This is a genomic window from uncultured Granulicatella sp., from assembly GCF_963521425.1.
Taxonomy (GTDB): Bacteria; Bacillota; Bacilli; order Lactobacillales; family Aerococcaceae; genus Granulicatella.
In genome coordinates this window covers 12,981-30,380 of sequence record NZ_CAUQUN010000027.1, presented here as the reverse complement: position 1 = coordinate 30,380, position 17,400 = coordinate 12,981, and the positions used below count along the sequence as shown (strand labels likewise).

General features: G+C 33.7%; 16 protein-coding genes and 1 pseudogene. All 17 read left to right on the top strand.

The annotated features are described in order from the left end of the window. Positions 1–161 (top strand): annotated as a pseudogene (locus tag RWO76_RS07270) (elongation factor P); the annotation flags it as partial. A gap of 112 nt (positions 162–273) precedes the next feature. After that, entirely contained in the window at positions 274–924 is a 651-nt protein-coding gene (locus tag RWO76_RS07265) for an aspartate/glutamate racemase family protein (RefSeq protein WP_314354994.1), read from the top strand. A gap of 210 nt (positions 925–1,134) precedes the next feature. Continuing rightward, the gene (gene hrcA / locus RWO76_RS07260) at positions 1,135–2,175 is read left to right on the top strand and encodes a heat-inducible transcriptional repressor HrcA (protein WP_314354993.1); all 1,041 of its coding nucleotides are present in this window, start codon (positions 1,135–1,137) and stop codon (positions 2,173–2,175) included. A gap of 14 nt (positions 2,176–2,189) precedes the next feature. After that, positions 2,190–2,753, top strand: coding sequence for a nucleotide exchange factor GrpE (grpE, locus tag RWO76_RS07255; protein WP_314354992.1), 564 nt, complete (start codon positions 2,190–2,192; stop codon positions 2,751–2,753). Between the two features lie 39 nt (positions 2,754–2,792). Next, a complete protein-coding gene (dnaK, locus tag RWO76_RS07250; RefSeq protein WP_314354991.1) occupies positions 2,793–4,628 on the top strand; it encodes a molecular chaperone DnaK in 1,836 nt (611 codons plus the stop codon). Between the two features lie 71 nt (positions 4,629–4,699). Continuing rightward, positions 4,700–5,872: a molecular chaperone DnaJ gene (gene dnaJ / locus RWO76_RS07245; RefSeq protein WP_314354990.1), complete on the top strand. Its 1,173-nt coding sequence runs from the start codon at positions 4,700–4,702 to the stop codon at positions 5,870–5,872. Between the two features lie 449 nt (positions 5,873–6,321). Next, entirely contained in the window at positions 6,322–7,053 is a 732-nt protein-coding gene (locus RWO76_RS07240; RefSeq protein ID WP_314354989.1) for an ATP-binding cassette domain-containing protein, read from the top strand. Further along, a complete protein-coding gene (locus RWO76_RS07235) occupies positions 7,037–7,810 on the top strand; it encodes a hypothetical protein (RefSeq protein ID WP_314354988.1) in 774 nt (257 codons plus the stop codon). Before RWO76_RS07240 ends, RWO76_RS07235 begins: the two co-directional genes overlap by 17 nt. Continuing rightward, positions 7,810–8,535 (top strand): hypothetical protein, encoded by a 726-nt coding sequence (locus RWO76_RS07230; protein WP_314354987.1) that lies wholly within the window; start codon positions 7,810–7,812, stop codon positions 8,533–8,535. The genes RWO76_RS07235 and RWO76_RS07230 overlap by 1 nt, the downstream gene beginning before the upstream one ends. A 34-nt stretch (positions 8,536–8,569) precedes the next feature. Continuing rightward, a complete protein-coding gene (locus RWO76_RS07225) occupies positions 8,570–9,241 on the top strand; it encodes a response regulator transcription factor (RefSeq protein ID WP_314354986.1) in 672 nt (223 codons plus the stop codon). After that, positions 9,226–10,311: a HAMP domain-containing sensor histidine kinase gene (locus RWO76_RS07220; RefSeq protein WP_314354985.1), complete on the top strand. Its 1,086-nt coding sequence runs from the start codon at positions 9,226–9,228 to the stop codon at positions 10,309–10,311. The genes RWO76_RS07225 and RWO76_RS07220 overlap by 16 nt, the downstream gene beginning before the upstream one ends. A gap of 156 nt (positions 10,312–10,467) precedes the next feature. Beyond that, entirely contained in the window at positions 10,468–11,031 is a 564-nt protein-coding gene (locus RWO76_RS07215; RefSeq protein WP_314354984.1) for a hypothetical protein, read from the top strand. Between the two features lie 364 nt (positions 11,032–11,395). Further along, on the top strand, positions 11,396–12,727 hold the full coding sequence (gene mgtE / locus RWO76_RS07210) for a magnesium transporter (RefSeq protein ID WP_040507875.1): 1,332 nt from the start codon (positions 11,396–11,398) through the stop codon (positions 12,725–12,727). Positions 12,728–12,745: 18 nt separating this feature from the next. Continuing rightward, the gene (gene lepA, locus RWO76_RS07205) at positions 12,746–14,575 is read left to right on the top strand and encodes a translation elongation factor 4 (protein WP_314354983.1); all 1,830 of its coding nucleotides are present in this window, start codon (positions 12,746–12,748) and stop codon (positions 14,573–14,575) included. 360 nt (positions 14,576–14,935) lie between these two features. Then, positions 14,936–15,202 carry a metalloregulator ArsR/SmtB family transcription factor gene (locus RWO76_RS07200; protein ID WP_006702616.1) on the top strand — a complete coding sequence of 89 codons (267 nt, stop codon included), beginning with the start codon at positions 14,936–14,938 and terminating at the stop codon, positions 15,200–15,202. A 1-nt stretch (position 15,203) separates the two neighbouring features. Next, a complete protein-coding gene (locus RWO76_RS07195; RefSeq protein WP_314354982.1) occupies positions 15,204–15,845 on the top strand; it encodes an SdpI family protein in 642 nt (213 codons plus the stop codon). A 284-nt stretch (positions 15,846–16,129) separates the two neighbouring features. Further along, the gene (locus RWO76_RS07190) at positions 16,130–17,305 is read left to right on the top strand and encodes a hypothetical protein (RefSeq protein WP_314354981.1); all 1,176 of its coding nucleotides are present in this window, start codon (positions 16,130–16,132) and stop codon (positions 17,303–17,305) included. Positions 17,306–17,400 lie beyond the last annotated feature (95 nt).

The window sequence follows — 17,400 nt, the reverse complement described above, 5'->3', positions numbered from 1 at the left end:
AAACTCAACCATCTATTAAAGGTGCTACTGTTACAGGTTCTGGTAAACCAGCAACAATGGAAACAGGATTAGTCGTAAACGTTCCAGACTTCATCGAAGCTGGCGAGTACTTAGAAGTAAACACTTCAGAAGGTACATACGTACGTCGTGCAACTAAATAATGAATAAAGTAAAGAAACAGTTTGCGAAAGCAAACTGTTTTTTGATACGCTTCTGTTTCCATTTCAACCATCCTATGTTACACTAGCAAAAAGTGTTAAAGAGGTGATAGAGATGAAAATTGCAGTAATGGGTGGAACTCCTGTTGATTCAAGATTAGGAAAGGAATTATTAGAAAAGCATGGATTTGTCGATATTTTACCAGTGCCTATTTCGAATAATCCGATTGAACAAACAACTTTTCAATCTTCATCTAGTGAATATCGAATGGCTTTTATGAGAGAAAAGGTTGAAGAACTTCGAGCGGAATATGATGCCATTTTTGTTTATTGCAATTCTCTTAGTTCGGTTGTAGATTTTGATCAATTATCGCAGGAATATGAGATGCCAATGATTACGCCAATGCAAATGTATCGTCAATTAGCAATGGATTATCAACAAGTGGCTGTAATGGCTGCAAACTCTCATGGACTAATGGGAGTGGAGAATAATTTATACAAAGCAAATCCTAGTTTACAAGTCATCGGCATTACGTTACTTGAATTAGTCAAATCGATTGAAGCCAATCTCTCACCAAAAGAAATTGTGATAAAGTTTGACTTTAGTAGTTTATTTTCATTTTTTAATGGAAGCAATGTAGAAGCAGTCATTTTAGGATGTACTCATTTTCCATACATCAAAGAAGAATTAGAAAGTTTGACCAAACTCCCAATTATTGACGTAGGAGAATATATGGTCAGAACATTGAAAGAGAAATTAGTATAAAAGTTAAATAGAAAATATAGTTCAGTCTATATATTTTAAGGCTATGTAAAGGAGAAATCCCGATACATAGCCTTTTTTATTATATAAAAAATATTTTAAAAATCAGACTAAAGTCCGAGTGTTTTATTATTGACTTACTTTGACCAATATGATAAATTATACATGTGGTTAGCACTCGTCTTAGTCAAGTGCTAAAGAGAGGTGACCAAAATGTTAACCGATAGACAATTGCTAATCTTACAATCGATTATTCAACTATATACGGAAACATTAGAACCAGTTGGATCAAAGAAGTTGATGCAGCAAACGGGTTTAGCAGTTAGCTCTGCAACCATTCGAAATGAAATGATGAAACTAGAAGAGATGGGATATCTTGAAAAGAATCACTCCTCTTCAGGACGAGTTCCATCGAATCAAGGGTATCGCTACTATTTAGATAATATTTTACCCGTTCAGAATAGTCCAGTTTCATTAAGTATTCGAAATCAAATTCGTGAAACTTTCCAACAATCGACCATGGAAATTCAAAATGTCTTTAAAGTTTCGGCAGATATTTTGTCGACACTGACGAATTACACAACAATTTCCATTGGACCCGAAGTAAGGAGTGCTACATTATCCGGATTTCGACTCGTTCGACTAGGGCTAAACCAAGTGATGGCGATTTTAGTTATGAGCAATGGTTTAGTTGAAAATAAAGTTTACTCGATTCCAAGTGCGATTGATGATTCCGACTTAGATAAAGTCGTTCGAATCATTAATGAGGAATTGATTGGCTTGCCACTAGAAACAGTTCTACAACGATTGAAGTCTGATTTACCAGCTTTAATGAATCGATATATGAATTCTCAAATTCAAATTGTTAAAGTGATTCAAGATATGATGAACCAATTTGAACAAGATAGACTCCATGTTGCAGGAAGAAGATATTTATTAAACTACTTCGACTCACATGCCAATGTCCATCATTTAAAAGAAATTTATCGATTAATGGATGACCAATCGAAGATGCACGAATTAGTGATGCCTTCTAACCGAGATATCCAAATTCGTTTAGGCTCTGAGATGAACGATCCATTATTAGGAGAATTTAGTATTATTACAGCAAGCTATGAAACTCCAAAACACGATAGAGGAATCATTGCTTTATTAGGCCCTAAAAATATGCCGTATTCGAATGTCCTTTCGATTGTCAAAGGATTACAAGAAGAGCTCACAACAACGATGGAGCAATATTATAGAAATTTATAAAAGGAGATGGAAGCTTGGAAACAAATGAAGAAAAAGACGTTCAACAAACTCAAGAAGTAGAAGAAGAGAAATCTCCTGAAACTGAAGAGTTTGAAGAAACTGTCGAAGAAACCGAAGAAGTTGAACCTTCTGTTGAAGAAAAATTACAACAAGAAGTTTCTCAATTAAATGACCAAGTATATCGCTTATCAGCAGAAATTGCGAATATTCAAAAGAGAAATGCAAAAGAAAGACAAGATTCAGCGAAGTATCGTAGTCAATCTCTAGCACAAAACTTATTGAATGTCATTGATAATCTAGAAAGAGCGATTGCCTCACCTAGTGAATCAGAAGAAGCGAAAAATCTTAAAAAAGGGATTGAAATGGTATATGAAGGTTTCTTATATGCCTTAAAAGAAGAAGGTATTGAAGAAATTGAAGCATTAAATCAACCATTCGATCCAAATAAACATCACGCTGTTCAAGCAATTTCAGCTGAAGAAGGACAAGAAAGTGATGTTGTTGTTCAAGTATTTCAAAAAGGCTATATGTTGAAAGACCGTGTATTAAGACCAGCAATGGTTATCGTCTCTCAATAAGCTAACTAAAAAATTTAAAATTATAGGAGTGTATGAATTATGAGTAAAATTATTGGTATTGACTTAGGAACTACAAACTCAGCAGTTGCTGTATTAGAAGGAAATGAATCTAAAATTATTCCAAATCCAGAAGGAAACCGTACAACACCATCAGTTGTAGCGTTCAAAAATGGTGAAATTCAAGTAGGGGAAGTTGCAAAACGTCAAGCTGTAACAAACTTAAACACTATTTCATCTATTAAACGTCATATGGGTGATGCATCATATAAAGTTGAAATCGAAGGTAAACAATATACACCACAAGAAATTTCAGCAATGATCTTACAATACTTAAAAGGCTATGCTGAAGAATATTTAGGAGAAAAAGTTGAAAAAGCAGTTATTACTGTACCAGCTTACTTCAACGATGCTCAACGTCAAGCAACTAAAGATGCAGGACGTATCGCAGGTTTAGAAGTAGAACGTATTGTGAACGAACCAACTGCAGCAGCTTTAGCATACGGTTTAGATAAAGTAGACCACGAAGAAAAAATCTTAGTATTCGACTTAGGTGGTGGTACATTCGACGTATCTATCTTAGAATTAGGAGATGGCGTATTCGACGTATTATCAACAGCAGGAGACAACCACTTAGGTGGAGATGACTTCGATAATAAAATTATTGAATTCTTAGTGGCTGAATTTAAACGTGATAACGGAATTGATTTATCACAAGATAAAATGGCAATGCAACGTTTGAAAGATGCTGCTGAAAAAGCTAAAAAAGATTTATCAGGTGTAACTTCAACACAAATTAGCTTACCATTCATCACTGCTGGTGAAGCTGGACCATTACACTTAGAAGTAACATTAACTCGTGCTAAATTTGACCAATTAACATTAGATTTAGTAGAACGTACAAAAGAACCAGTTCGTCGTGCATTAAGTGATGCAGGATTATCAGCAAGTGAGATCGACCAAGTAATCTTAGTTGGTGGTTCAACTCGTATTCCAGCAGTTGTAGAAGCTGTTCGTAAAGAAACTGGTAAAGAACCAAACAAATCAGTAAACCCTGACGAAGTAGTAGCAATGGGTGCTGCAATCCAAGGTGGAGTAATCTCAGGTGATGTAAAAGATATCGTATTATTAGACGTAACTCCATTATCACTTGGGATTGAAACAATGGGTGGTGTATTTACTAAATTAATCGATCGTAATACAACAATCCCAACAAGTAAATCACAAGTGTTCTCAACAGCTGCAGATAACCAACCAGCAGTAGATGTTCACGTATTACAAGGGGAACGTCCAATGGCAGCAGACAACAAAACTTTAGGTCGCTTCCAATTAACAGATATCCCACCTGCACCTCGTAATGTGCCACAAATCGAAGTAACATTCGATATCGATAAAAACGGTATTGTAAATGTTCGTGCAAAAGACTTAGGTACTGGTAAAGAACAAACAATTACAATTAAATCTTCATCAGGTTTAACAGACGAAGAAATCGAACGCATGGTAAAAGATGCTGAAGCGAATGCTGAAGCAGATAAAAAACGTAAAGAAGAAGTAGATTTACGTAATGAAGTAGATCAATTAATCTTCACTGTAGATAAAACATTGAATGAAATAGAAGGTAAAGTAGATGCTGAAGATGTTAAGAAAGCTGAAACAGCTCGTGATGAATTAAAAGCAGCTGTAGAAGCAAATGACTTAGAAGCAATGAAAGCTAAACGTGACGCTTTAAATGAAGTTGTTCAAAACTTATCTGTAAAATTATATGAACAAGCAGCAGCAGCTAGCCAAGCAGCTCAAGGAGCAGCAGGAGCTGAACAAGCAAGCTCTCAACCACAAGATGGCGTAGTAGATGCTGACTTCGAAGAAGTAAAAGACTAATATAGAGCAAGTAAGAGTGGGAGAACTTCTTCCACTCGCTCTTTTGTAGAATGATATGATAAGGAGGGATAATGGTGGCAAAACGTGATTTATATGAAGTACTCGGAGTCTCCAAAGATGCCTCCGATGCAGATATTAAACGAGCTTATCGTAAATTATCCAAACAATACCATCCAGATATTAATAAAGAAGCTGGAGCGGAAGAGAAATTTAAAGAAATAGCAGAAGCTTATGAAATTTTAAGTGATAGTCAAAAACGTGCTGCGTATGATCAATATGGTCATGCTTCATACGATCCAAACTCAGGATTTTCTGGTGGCGGTTTTGGTGGCTTTGGTGGATTCGGAGGTCAAGGATTCTCTGGAAGTTATACTGGTGGATTCGAAGATATTTTCGATACATTTTTTGGTGGCGGCGGTGGTCGTCGTGGAAATCGTGCCAATATGCCACGCCAAGGGGCAGATTTACAATATGTCATGGACTTAACATTTGAAGAAGCGATTTTTGGTAAAGAAGAAGTGATTCATTACCATCGTAATGCAGAATGTGAAACTTGTCATGGTTCTGGTGCAAAACCTGGTACAGATCCTGTAACATGTTCTAAATGTCATGGTGCAGGTGTGATCAATGTTGAAAGAGCAACACCATTTGGTAGAATGATGTCTCAAACAACGTGTGATGTCTGTGGTGGTACTGGACAAGAAATCAAAGAAAAATGTGAGACATGTCATGGTCACAAACATGTAGAAGAAACGCATAAAGTGAAAGTAAAAGTCCCAGCCGGTGTAGAAAATGGAAACCAAATGCCATTACGTGGACAAGGGGAAGCTGGAGAAAATGGCGGCCCTTATGGTGACTTATATGTGATTTTCCGTGTTGGTAAGAGCGATACGTTTGAACGTGAAGGGGCGGATATTTTCTACGAACTTCCAATCAACTTTGCTCAAGCTGCATTAGGAGATGAAGTGGATGTTCCGACTGTTCACGGTAAAGTGAAATTAAAAGTTCCTGCGGGAACTCAATCTGGTACGGTTCTTCGTTTAAGAGGAAAAGGTGCTCCTAGACTTCGTGGTAATGGAATGGGTGATCAGCATGTAACGGTACGTGTTGTAACACCTAAGCATTTAACGGATAAACAGCGTGAAGCGATGCAGATTTTCGCTAAAGAAGCGGGTACTCATGTTGAAGGTGAAGGCAATTTCTTCGATAAAGTGAAGGATGCGTTTAAGGACAGTTTTAAATAATATAATAGATTTTTGAATGACTTCCTGATTATAGTAGTATTAGGACGGCAGCAGCCTCGCAAAAATGCGAGTCTCATGCCTAAACTTTGAGCCTAAGGTCTCAAAGTTTCCTGTAAGATAAGCCGAATAGGCTTATCTTACTCATACTACTATAGGAAGTCTTCTTGTTTTACGTGACCTAATGAGAGTCCGTATATAAAGTCGAATGACTTCCTGTTATAGTAGTATTTGGACGGTAGTAGCCTCGTAAAAATGCGAGTCTCATGCCTAAACTTTGAGCCTAAGGTCTCAAAGTTTCCTGAAAGATAAGCCAAGTAGGCTTATCTTACCCATACTACTATAGGAAGTCTTCTTTTTTTGCATAAATTTTATTTTTTATTGTTTTTTCTGAAATTATTCTGAAGAGGGTACTCTACAATGCAGTTATAAAGAGTATGAGGAGTGATTGTATGGAAAAAAATATTGAAATTAAGAATTTATGTAAAGTATATGGAAATATTACTATATTAGACAATATAAATTTTGTGGCAAAGGAAGGAAGAGTGACTGCTTTCTTAGGTCCAAATGGTGCAGGTAAAAGTTCTACCTTACGAATATTATTAGGACTAGATCAAGCCACTTCGGGTAGTGTAACCATTGCAGGGAAAAACTATAAGGATATTCGACAACCATTATTTGTTGTAGGAGCAACTTTTGATGGGTTAGGTTCACCCAGTGATCGAACGGTTTATCAACATTTAAGAATCGTAGCTGCTAGCAATGGAATTGAGAAAAGTAGAATTAGCGAAGTACTAGCAATAACGGATATTTCCCACAAAAAGAATGAGTCTATTGGACATTTATCTCTCGGTGAAACACAAAGGGTTAGTCTTGCAACAGCATTACTTGGAAATCCACAATTTTTAATATTGGATGAACCGACAAATGGGTTAGATCCTAGCGGCATTCGTTGGTTAAGAAATTTTTTAAAGGAACAATCTGAAAAAGGGAAGACGATCTTATTATCCTCACATATTTTGTCAGAAGTTGAAGCAGTAACAGATGATGTAGTATTTATTCATAAAGGGAAAATTATTGCGAATGGTGAGTTAAAGAACATCATGAAGAATGCTGCAACTTTAGAAGAAGTCTTTTTCAACTTGATTCAAGAAGGAGGAAAAGAAGATGAAGTTATTTTATAGTGAATTATTAAAGATTAGCTATTCAAAACTTTTCAAGATTGTTTTGTTATTAACCTTTATCGTACAACCATTTTTCGCCTATCTTGGAACAAAGGCTGTTTTAGAGTTTGGTTTACAAGCAACTCCCGAGAATACACCTATATTAGCAGAAGCAATACCTCCAATTGAATATTTAGGATTTGATACAGTTATGCTAGGGCTGATGCCGATGATTATTTTGGGAGCTGTTTATGGTGGCAGTGAGTTTAAAAACCATCAATTGCGAACAACTTTACTAGCCAATAGTGATAAGAAGAGTTTATACTTTTTTAAATTGATGACGTTAACCATTTTATCACTAGTTCTTTCATTTCTATCGATTATAGTCACAATTGAAGTGACTCATGTTACATTAGGGAATTTAGGACTAAGTGTTTTATTAAGTTCGAAAGTTTGGTACTTTATTTTATTTGCGACACTAGCATGGGGAAGTCTCACGATTTTATCTTACTTTATGGCTTTTCTATTTCGAACAGCCATTGTTCCCTTATTATTTTTAATTCCTCAAGTTTATAATGTTGGAGAGTTTTTATCTAGTCATTTTGAATGGGGGAAGGTTCTTCCAGTTGCACTTGGAAATCATTTAATTGCATCATCGGATACTAGATTTTCACCTCATCCATTTTGGACGCTCACTTTATTATGTATTTGGGTGTTCATTTTTGGAGTAATAGTATATTTTCAATTTGAAAAAAGTGATGTAGGAGGAAAATATTAATGCTACGAAATCAGATAAAAAGTGAATTTTTCAAACTGATCTATCATAAAGGGTTATTGCTTACTTTAGTATTTTCTATTTTATTTGTATTAGCAATGTTACTGGCATTAAATCCATCTGCTTCAATAATTAATCGAGATTTTATAGTGACACAGTTTTTACAAAGTATTTATTTAGTTCAAACGATTTTTGCAGTTTTTTCTGCGATGTTTTGGGGACAAGAGTTTCTAAAAAGTACGTTAAGGACTAGTTTGTTAGCAAATCCTAATCGTTTGAAATTCTTTTGTATGAAGTCAACTGTAACTCTGTTCTCTATTTTATGTTGTTTTTGTATAGCCATTGGAATAGGGATTGGATTAGTATCATTCTATTTTAAATTTCAACTTAATCTTGAATTTGTGCGTCAATTATTGTTGAAACTTATTCCACCTATGATAGCAACGATTCAAATCAGTATGATTACATTATGTCTAACGATACTCATGGAATCGATAGTCTCTTCTTTAATAATTGTATTATCTATGTTATTAGGACTAGGGCAGTTATTATTACAATATTCTTCTAGAATGAATGTACTACCTGTATTAGCTACTATGAATAGTTTTACCATTGAACCAATTTCTTTTTATCCAAATGTTACAGAAGGGATTTTCATTCAAACAGTATGGATGATTGTTTTTATCGGATTAGCCTATTACCATTTGCATCGAAAGAGTGTAAAATGAAAGCAAAATCAGTCTAAGATTGGAGTGTTGGGGTATGTCGTACAAAATACTAGTAATTGATGATGACGAAAGTGTACTAAGATTAATCAAAAATATATTATTGTTAAATGATTATGAAGTTACTACTAGGAATTGTATTGAAGATGTAAATATCTGTGACTTTGTCGACTTTAATTTAATATTACTAGATATTATGATGCCACTAGATGGAATAACGATTTGTCATGAAATTAGAGAACAGATTATAGCTCCAATTATTTTTATCACAGCTAAAGATATGGAGGAAGATTTAATCAATGGATTATTAGCGGGAGCAGATGACTATATTACTAAACCCTTCTCAGTAAATGAGTTTTTAGCAAGAATTAAAATGCATCTTAGACGTGAAGAACGAAATAGACAAATTGCCAAACGATTAGAATTTGGTCCGATTTCAATTGATATGAATTTAAAAACAGTTTTTGTTGAAGAAAATGAAATCAAACTAACCAACCGTGAATTTATGATAATACAGTTATTAGCTAGTCAAACATCCAGAATATTTACAATTGAAGAAATCTATCAAGTTGTATATCCTAATAGTTCTAATACTCAATTTCGTTCTATTTCCGAATATATGTATCAAATACGTTCAAAATTCAAACCGTATCATTTAAATCCGATAGAAACGATGAGAGGAGGCGGGTATAAATGGAAAATAAAGTAAGCTTTAAACAACTTGTTCAAAAGACTTGTCTTAAAATTATAGTGGAGTTTGTGATTGCTATTTTGGTATTATACCTGCTTCCATTATTGTCTATTTCTATTAAAGTACCAGGTGAAGAAACAGCTTATCCTGTATTTTTGAATATTTTTTCTTGGATTTATATCTGTATCGCTTTATTAGTAATTATAAGTTATAATATACGACAATTATTATTAAAAATTCATAAAGAAATGAATATCGTTTACCATCAATCCATGTGGTTAGAATTAACTGATTTAACAGAATCATTAACAATTACAGAATTTATTGAGACGAATCAAAAAATTAATCACATGCAACAACAAATTGAAGGGATGCTTGAAAAGGAACGCCAACAAAAGGAAGCGTTAGCGTTTAAAGTGTCAGCAGCTTCCCACGATTTAAAAACACCATTAACAGTTATTCAAGGAAATTCTGAACTGTTATCTCAATCAGCTATTGAAGGGAAATATCTTCCCTATATTCAAGATATCAAAATAGCAAGTAATCGTATGATTGAATATATTAATCGATTACTCCTTTATTCGAAAACTTTTTATGAGAATGAAAATGAATGGAAAGAGTATTCCTTACAAGATGTGATTGAGTCCATTGATCAAGAAATTCATTATTTGTTGAAAGACAAAAGCATTGTAACATTCCAATATAATGAACAGATAGATAAAAATACTACAGTATATCTTCATTTGAATTATGTATTAAGAGCAGTGATGAATATGATGCAAAATGCAGTGGAATATAGTCAGGTAGATAAAAAATCAATCAAAGTGGATTTACAATACACTCAAAAGCAGTTAGTGATAAGCGTTTGGAATAATGGTGCGTATTTAACTGATGAAACCTTACAACATGCAGATTCATTATTTTACCGAAAAGATAAAAATCGCAATCTGAATGATGCACATTTTGGGATAGGACTAGCATTTGTTAAAAGGGTGTCAGAATTACATAGTGGCACATTAAAAATTAAAAATGAAAATGATGGAGTAAAAGTAACGATTAGTATTCATACAGGATTGAGTAAAAAGTAGTAAGGTAAATTATTAAGGTTAATTTAAAATTATTTTTTTCACAAAAATATTGTATTTCCTTAAAATTTTCATATAATTATAATCAAAAGGAGTGTAGCGTTTTCAAAGTTGAATTTAAGAATTACTTATCAAGAGAATGATTAGGGGGAGTTAACAATGAAATGGTGTAGAAATGTAAAATTTATTTTATTAGCATTACTTGTCTGTTCAGTTGCTCTGTTATCGAGTTGTTCTAAAGAAATAAAATATGCTATAAATCCTTATACGAACCTAACAGTTGACTCTGAAAATGATGAGAGCGATGAATTATTATTTGAACGAGAAGGCGAGATAGATTCAACTTATTTAGAAAGAGCTAAGCAAGTATTTTTAGTAGATTATCCAAAAGAAGAAAAAGAACAATTAGTTGATAAAACGATAACGATACGTGAACCGTATACTCTTTTTAACAATGATGAGAACGTTTCTTTTCATTTTACGGTTTATGTAGAAGATGAACCTTATGCTTATATTGGTTTAAGAAAATATGATGAAGATACGTTTGCTACCTCATTTATGCAAGCGAAATATTTACCTGAGAGATTTCCGATGAAACATGGATGTTATCGTTTTATAGCAGTTAAAAATGGAATGCATATTGAATCTGTGAAGTATGATTCAACAAAAGAATATGGAAATTTGAATAACGTAGTTTATACTTTTGATCCAACAGAATTGTAATAGATTTCGAATGACTTCCTGTAATAGTAGTATTCGGACGGCAGCAGCCTCGCAAATGCGAGTCTCATGCCTAAACTTTGAGCCTATGGTCTCAAAGTTTCCTGTAAGATAAGCCGAATAGGCTTATCTTACTCATACTACTATAGGAAGTCTTCTGGTTTTACGTCACCTAATGAGAGTACGTATATAATCGAATGACTTCTTGTCATTGTAGCATTAGGGGCTTCTTTGTTTTTGTGTCATTTTCGAACAAAATAATCTTCCAAACAACAGAGATATCTTGAGGGTATCTCTTTTTTTATATCGCTAAAATATGGTATACTACTAATAGTATGTTTACAGAATGGAGTGATAAACGATGGATATGTCCAAAGTCATTGAACAAATGGTGGAATCGAAAGATGTCAAAAGAATTAGGGAATTATTCAACCAGAATTATCCAATCGATATTGCTCTAGGATTGGAAGAAGTTACTGATGAAGTCCTTAAAAACTTCATGTACACTATTTCCAATACACGATTAGCTTCCATTTTGGAAGTAAGTGACCCCGAACTTCAAATTCGAATGTTAGAAAAACTACCATTCCGCCGTGTAGGATTATTATTCCAACAAATGTCCAATGACGATGTCGTGGATATTTTAGGAAATCTACCAATTGGAATTCGTAAAAAATATTTGAATATGATGAAGGGTTCTTCTCAAGACGAAATTCAAACGATGTTAAAATATCCTCAAGATTCTGCCGGAGGGATTATGACGACAGAATTTATTTCGGTGAAGGAACATTTAACCGTTGAAGAAACACTGACGAAGTTAAGAGAAATTTCTCCAAATACAGAAGTGATTCACACGATTTTTGTCACAACATTCCAAAATCAATTAATTGGTTGGATTGATATTCGTGACTTATTTACGAATGAATTAGATGTCAGTTTACACGATTTAATGCATACAAATATTATTTCTGTAGTTCCTGAAGAAGACCAAGAGGAAGTTGCTCGTTTATCTTCAAAATATGATTTATCAGTAGTTCCCGTAGTTAGTACGAAGGGCGTTTTAATTGGGATTATTACAATTGATGATATCGTCCACGTTCTTCAAGAAGAGCATCATGAAGATATGCTTTTAATTAGCGGGGTTGAAGGAACAGAAAGAATTGGTGGCCCATTTATTGAATCGATTAAGAAACGGACACCTTGGTTATTAATTAATTTAATTACAGCCTTTATGGCTTCAGCAGTTGTTGGGATGTTCCAATCAACGATTGAACAAGTCGTTGTTCTTGCGGTTGCCATGCCGATTATTACGGGGATGGGAGGAAACTCAGCTTCTCAAACTCTAGCTCTAGCAATTCAAGAAATTGCATTAGGACAATTATCATTGGAAAAAGATAAAAAGTATGTTTGGAATGAAATTGTTTTAGGTTGTATGAACGGACTTATTACCGGAGTTGTAGCTGCACTTGCGCTATATATTCCTTATCAAAACTTTTATTTATCGATTATTGTAGTTTTAGCGATGGCAATGAATTTAATGGTGGGAGCAATTTTTGGATTCTTTGTACCTTTAGTATTAAAAGCAATGAAATTAGACCCAGCCATTTCATCAACCATCTTTGTAACAACGGCAACAGACGTTCTAGGATTTTTCTTTTTCCTAGGAATTGCACAAGTCTTTTTACCGTTATTAATTTAGATATGAAGGAGATTATGAATGAATTTAGAAGAAATGAGAAAACGACAAGAGCGCATCAGAAACTTCTCGATTATTGCGCATATTGACCATGGAAAGTCAACTTTAGCAGACCGTATTTTACAAGCAACAGATACTGTAGCAGACCGTGAAATGCAAGATCAATTATTAGATTCTATGGACTTAGAACGTGAACGTGGAATTACGATTAAATTAAATGCGGTGGAATTAACGTATGATGCTAATGATGGAACAGAGTACATTTTCCACTTAATTGACACTCCAGGGCACGTGGACTTTACGTATGAAGTGAGTCGTAGTTTGGCAGCCTGTGAAGGAGCGATTCTTGTAGTAGATGCTGCTCAAGGGATTGAAGCTCAAACATTAGCGAATGTGTATTTAGCGATTGATAATGACTTAGAAATTGTTCCAGTTATTAATAAAATTGATTTACCTGCTGCTGATCCTGAACGTGTTCGTACAGAAATTGAAGACGTTATTGGAATTGATGCTAGTGAAGCCGTTCTAGCAAGTGCTAAAGTGGGAATTGGGATTCCAGAAATTTTAGAACAAATCGTACAAAAAATTCCTGCACCGACTGGTGATTTAGAAGCTCCTCTACAAGCATTAATTTTCGACTCAGTTTATGATGCTTATCGTGGGGTAGTGTTAAATGTTCGTATTCAAAACGGAATTGTAAAACCTGGTGACAAGATTCAATTAATGAGTAATGGAAAAACATTTGATGTTGTAGATGTTGGTATTTTCTCTCCTAAACCAATTAGTCGTGATTACTTAATGGTTGGGGATGTAGGGTATATTACTGCTTCTATTAAAACAATCCAAGATACTCGTGTAGGGGATACTGTTACATTAGCAAACAACCCAGCAAGCGAACCTTTATCTGGTTATCGTAAAATGAATCCAATGGTTTATTGCGGTTTGTATCCAATTGATTCTTCTAAATATAATGATTTACGTGACGCATTAGAAAAATTACAATTAAATGATGCTGCGTTGCAATTCGAAGCTGAAACTTCTCAAGCATTAGGATTTGGTTTCCGTTGTGGTTTCTTAGGATTACTTCATATGGACGTTATTCAAGAACGTTTAGAACGTGAGTTTGATTTAGATTTAATTACAACAGCTCCATCTGTAATTTATCATGTTCAAAAAACAGATGGAACAGAAGTAGTGGTTTCTAACCCTGCTGAAATGCCAGACCAATCAAGTGTTCAATCGATTGAAGAACCTTATGTAAAAGCATCTATTATGGTACCGAATGAATATGTGGGAAGTGTCATGGATATTTGCCAACGTAAACGTGGTACTTTTGTAACAATGGATTACTTAGATGAATATCGTGTTAATGTAATTTATGAAATGCCTCTATCTGAAATTATTTTTGATTTCTTTGATTCATTGAAATCAAGTACAAAAGGATATGCATCATTAGACTATGATTTAATCGGCTATCGTGAAAGTAAACTAGTGAAGATGGATATTATGTTAAATGGCGAAGTAGTCGATGCCTTAAGTATTATCGTTCATAAAGATTTTGCTTATAATCGTGGTAAAGCTATTACTGAAAAATTAAGAACATTAATTCCTCGTCAACAATTTGAAGTGCCAATTCAAGCAGCAATTGGAAACAAAATTTTATCTCGTACAAACATTAAAGCATTACGTAAAAACGTATTGGCGAAATGTTATGGTGGCGACGTTTCTCGTAAACGTAAGTTATTAGAGAAACAAAAAGAAGGTAAGAAACGTATGAAACAAGTGGGATCTGTTGAAGTACCACAAGAAGCATTCATGTCAGTACTTAACCTTAACGAAGAAGAAAAATAATTATTTAATAAACTTTTCTATTGTAGCAATGGACGGCAGCAGACCTACGGTCTCATGCCTAAAAATTGAGCCTAAGGTCTCAATTTTTCCATTAAAAGAAGTCTGGAAAGACTTCTTTTACTCGTGCTACAATGGAGAGTTTTTTGTGTTCCATTCATTTATGAAATTCCATCTAAATAATATATTTTATGCTTTTATATTTATAAAAAGGATGTAAACAGCTTTACTAAAGCTGTCTCATTGCTAAAAAGTCTTTTTGTGTTTATCTATTTAAAAATATTTTTAAATAACTCTTGCATTTTGATTTCAGAAGGAGTATTATCTATTTAAAGAAAATTTTAAATAGAAAGAGATGATTATATGTCTGTAAATGATATTTTGTCTGCATTATCGGATGAAAACCGTCGGAAGATTTTAGAAATTTTACGACAGGGAAGAACGAATACTGGAGACTTAGCACAGAGCTTACAAATCACACCACAAGCATTGTCGTATCATTTAAAAAAGTTAAAACAGGCGGATTTAATTTATGAAACAAAGGAAAAAAACTTCATTTATTATGAATTAAATTTAACCGTTTTAGAAGAGGCAATTGTTTGGATGAATTCAATTATTGGAGGAAAATAATATGTTAGTAGAACAAAGAAAAATTTATTTATTAGATGTCATTTTGACTTTTTTACCTATATTACTTGCTTTATGCGTTGTTTGGTATGCACCTGAGACAATCGTATCTCGTTTTGATTTGGAAGGAAATGTTGTCGCAACAGCTTCACGTTGGACGATTCTAATATTACCAATCCTCATTCTATTATTTTCAGGTTTGATGAAATGGATTGATGATAAAGAATTAGTTGGAAGTCAAAATAAAGAAATTAGTCGTTACATTTTTAGAATCACATTATTATTGTTTAACGCTATTGCCTATTTTCAATTTGTCTTAATTTTGACAGGAGTTAGCATAGGTACACAAAAGGTACGTTTTCTTGCATTTCTTATAGGGTTATTTATGATATTCATTGGAAATGTTAGTCCTAAAATCAAAGAAACGAATAAACACTTTGGGTTCCGTGTTCCATGGATTATGAATAAAGATGAAGCTTTTCGAAAAACACAACGATTCTTTGGATTTGCGAGCATGGTTTCTGGTGTAATCTTTATCTTAATTTCATTATTTGCGGGGAACAAATTAGCATTGTTTCTTGTAAGTATTGTTTTAGTGCTAACGATTGGCATTACTATGGTGTATTCGTATAAAATTAGCAAATAAAGTATAAGTGACTTTTCTTCGTAATAGTTTTGGGTAATATTCTCAATTACTACGGAGAAAAGTCTTTTTTCACATTGATTTTTAATTTAATGAGCAGTATACTATGTGTGAAAACGATAACATTTTTGGGGAAGGGGATTAAGAATTTTGAATTTCCAATGTTTGTCGTTGGGCTTATTCTTTGCATTATCTCCATTATATTTTCAATTAGAACCCAAAAAAGTTAAGGAGGGTAGAATGATTGGCTTACGTTCATTTATTTAACAGTAATAGGGGGAGTCTTTATGTTAGGAAAATATAGAGTAGTAAGTATTGTATTGTTAAGTATTTGTTTAGCTTCTTGTGGTCAACAGAAAAATACTCAAGAAACAACGGTTCAAGAAAGTGTTACAACGGTGGAACAAAATAAAACCACTAACTTTCAATTAGGAAAAGGAAGTAATCAGTTTAATACTGTTTCATTCAATGAAACGTTTAGAGACAAGAGTGTAGTTGCTCATTATGCAGATGAGTATCCAGACTTTATTCCGCAAGTGTTGTCAGAGGATGGAAAATTATACGGCAGTGTGGATCATGTTGGAATTTTGGAAATTGATTTAAAAACAAATACCTATTCATTGGTTCATGAAATGAGTGGTGCAACAGTTTCCCATCAATGGGTTCGAGCAGTCGACAAAAATTGGGTATTTTTTGAGGAATATACAGACTCAAAAGAAAATGCAAACTTCTACTTATTGAATCGTACAACGGGTGAAGTTACAACTGTCAAAGAGAATGAAAAAATGCCACTAGTTCATCAGATTACAGCATTTTTTACAGAAGATTCGCAGTTAGTATTTAATATTGTTAAGGATAGTAAAGAAGATACATCTTTAAATACACTTCATCAATTGGAAACAACAACGATGAAAGATCAAGTCATTGATCAAAATACTTTTTCACCGATTCAATTCAATGGAAAACTTTATTATATTCGCTATGATGCAAGTGCTAACCATTCAGAAGTTGTTCAATACGATATGAAGAGTGGAGAGAAAGAAGTAACGTTGACGCATCAAAGTGCAACAGAACATTTCAATCAATTATTTATTGATTCTCATGAATTATATGTTTCACTAGGAACAGATTTGAAGAGTGGAACTATTTACCACGTTAATCAAGCAGAGAAGAAATATGATTGGGTTTATGGATATACAAGCACAGGATTTATCCAACAAAATCACCTTGGATTCATGAGTTATTCTGCAACTGATACTGAATCTGGACGATACAAAACACCTTATCGTTTGATTGACTTACAACATCGTAATGAATATGACTATGATGGAAGCATGGTATTTCTATCTGAAAAAGGAATGGCATGGATAGCTTTCAAGAAAGATACAAAAGACATTCCAAAAGGTGAAACATTCCGAAACGAAAATTCAGAAATTCATTATGTTGAATTTGAAAGAAGATGAAAAGTGATATACAACTACAAGCTCCTAGAATGAACTAGGGGCTTGTTTTGTAATTTAAAGCAATTATTCGTATTGATGATTGACTTTTGTTCTTA

Bases quoted from the DNA above. Each gene is read 5' to 3' on its own strand.
- RWO76_RS07195 (WP_314354982.1), top strand. From the start codon at position 15,204: ATGTTAGTAGAACAAAGAAAAATTTATTTATTAGATGTCATTTTGACT.
- RWO76_RS07265 (WP_314354994.1), top strand. From the start codon at position 274: ATGAAAATTGCAGTAATGGGTGGAACTCCTGTTGATTCAAGATTAGGA.
- RWO76_RS07225 (WP_314354986.1), top strand. From the start codon at position 8,570: ATGTCGTACAAAATACTAGTAATTGATGATGACGAAAGTGTACTAAGA.
- RWO76_RS07230 (WP_314354987.1), top strand. From the start codon at position 7,810: ATGCTACGAAATCAGATAAAAAGTGAATTTTTCAAACTGATCTATCAT.
- dnaK (WP_314354991.1), top strand. From the start codon at position 2,793: ATGAGTAAAATTATTGGTATTGACTTAGGAACTACAAACTCAGCAGTT.
- RWO76_RS07190 (WP_314354981.1), top strand. From the start codon at position 16,130: ATGTTAGGAAAATATAGAGTAGTAAGTATTGTATTGTTAAGTATTTGT.
- dnaJ (WP_314354990.1), top strand. From the start codon at position 4,700: ATGGTGGCAAAACGTGATTTATATGAAGTACTCGGAGTCTCCAAAGAT.
- lepA (WP_314354983.1), top strand. From the start codon at position 12,746: ATGAATTTAGAAGAAATGAGAAAACGACAAGAGCGCATCAGAAACTTC.
- RWO76_RS07200 (WP_006702616.1), top strand. From the start codon at position 14,936: ATGTCTGTAAATGATATTTTGTCTGCATTATCGGATGAAAACCGTCGG.
- RWO76_RS07215 (WP_314354984.1), top strand. From the start codon at position 10,468: ATGAAATGGTGTAGAAATGTAAAATTTATTTTATTAGCATTACTTGTC.
- mgtE (WP_040507875.1), top strand. From the start codon at position 11,396: ATGTCCAAAGTCATTGAACAAATGGTGGAATCGAAAGATGTCAAAAGA.
- hrcA (WP_314354993.1), top strand. From the start codon at position 1,135: ATGTTAACCGATAGACAATTGCTAATCTTACAATCGATTATTCAACTA.
- RWO76_RS07220 (WP_314354985.1), top strand. From the start codon at position 9,226: ATGGAAAATAAAGTAAGCTTTAAACAACTTGTTCAAAAGACTTGTCTT.
- RWO76_RS07235 (WP_314354988.1), top strand. From the start codon at position 7,037: ATGAAGTTATTTTATAGTGAATTATTAAAGATTAGCTATTCAAAACTT.
- RWO76_RS07240 (WP_314354989.1), top strand. From the start codon at position 6,322: ATGGAAAAAAATATTGAAATTAAGAATTTATGTAAAGTATATGGAAAT.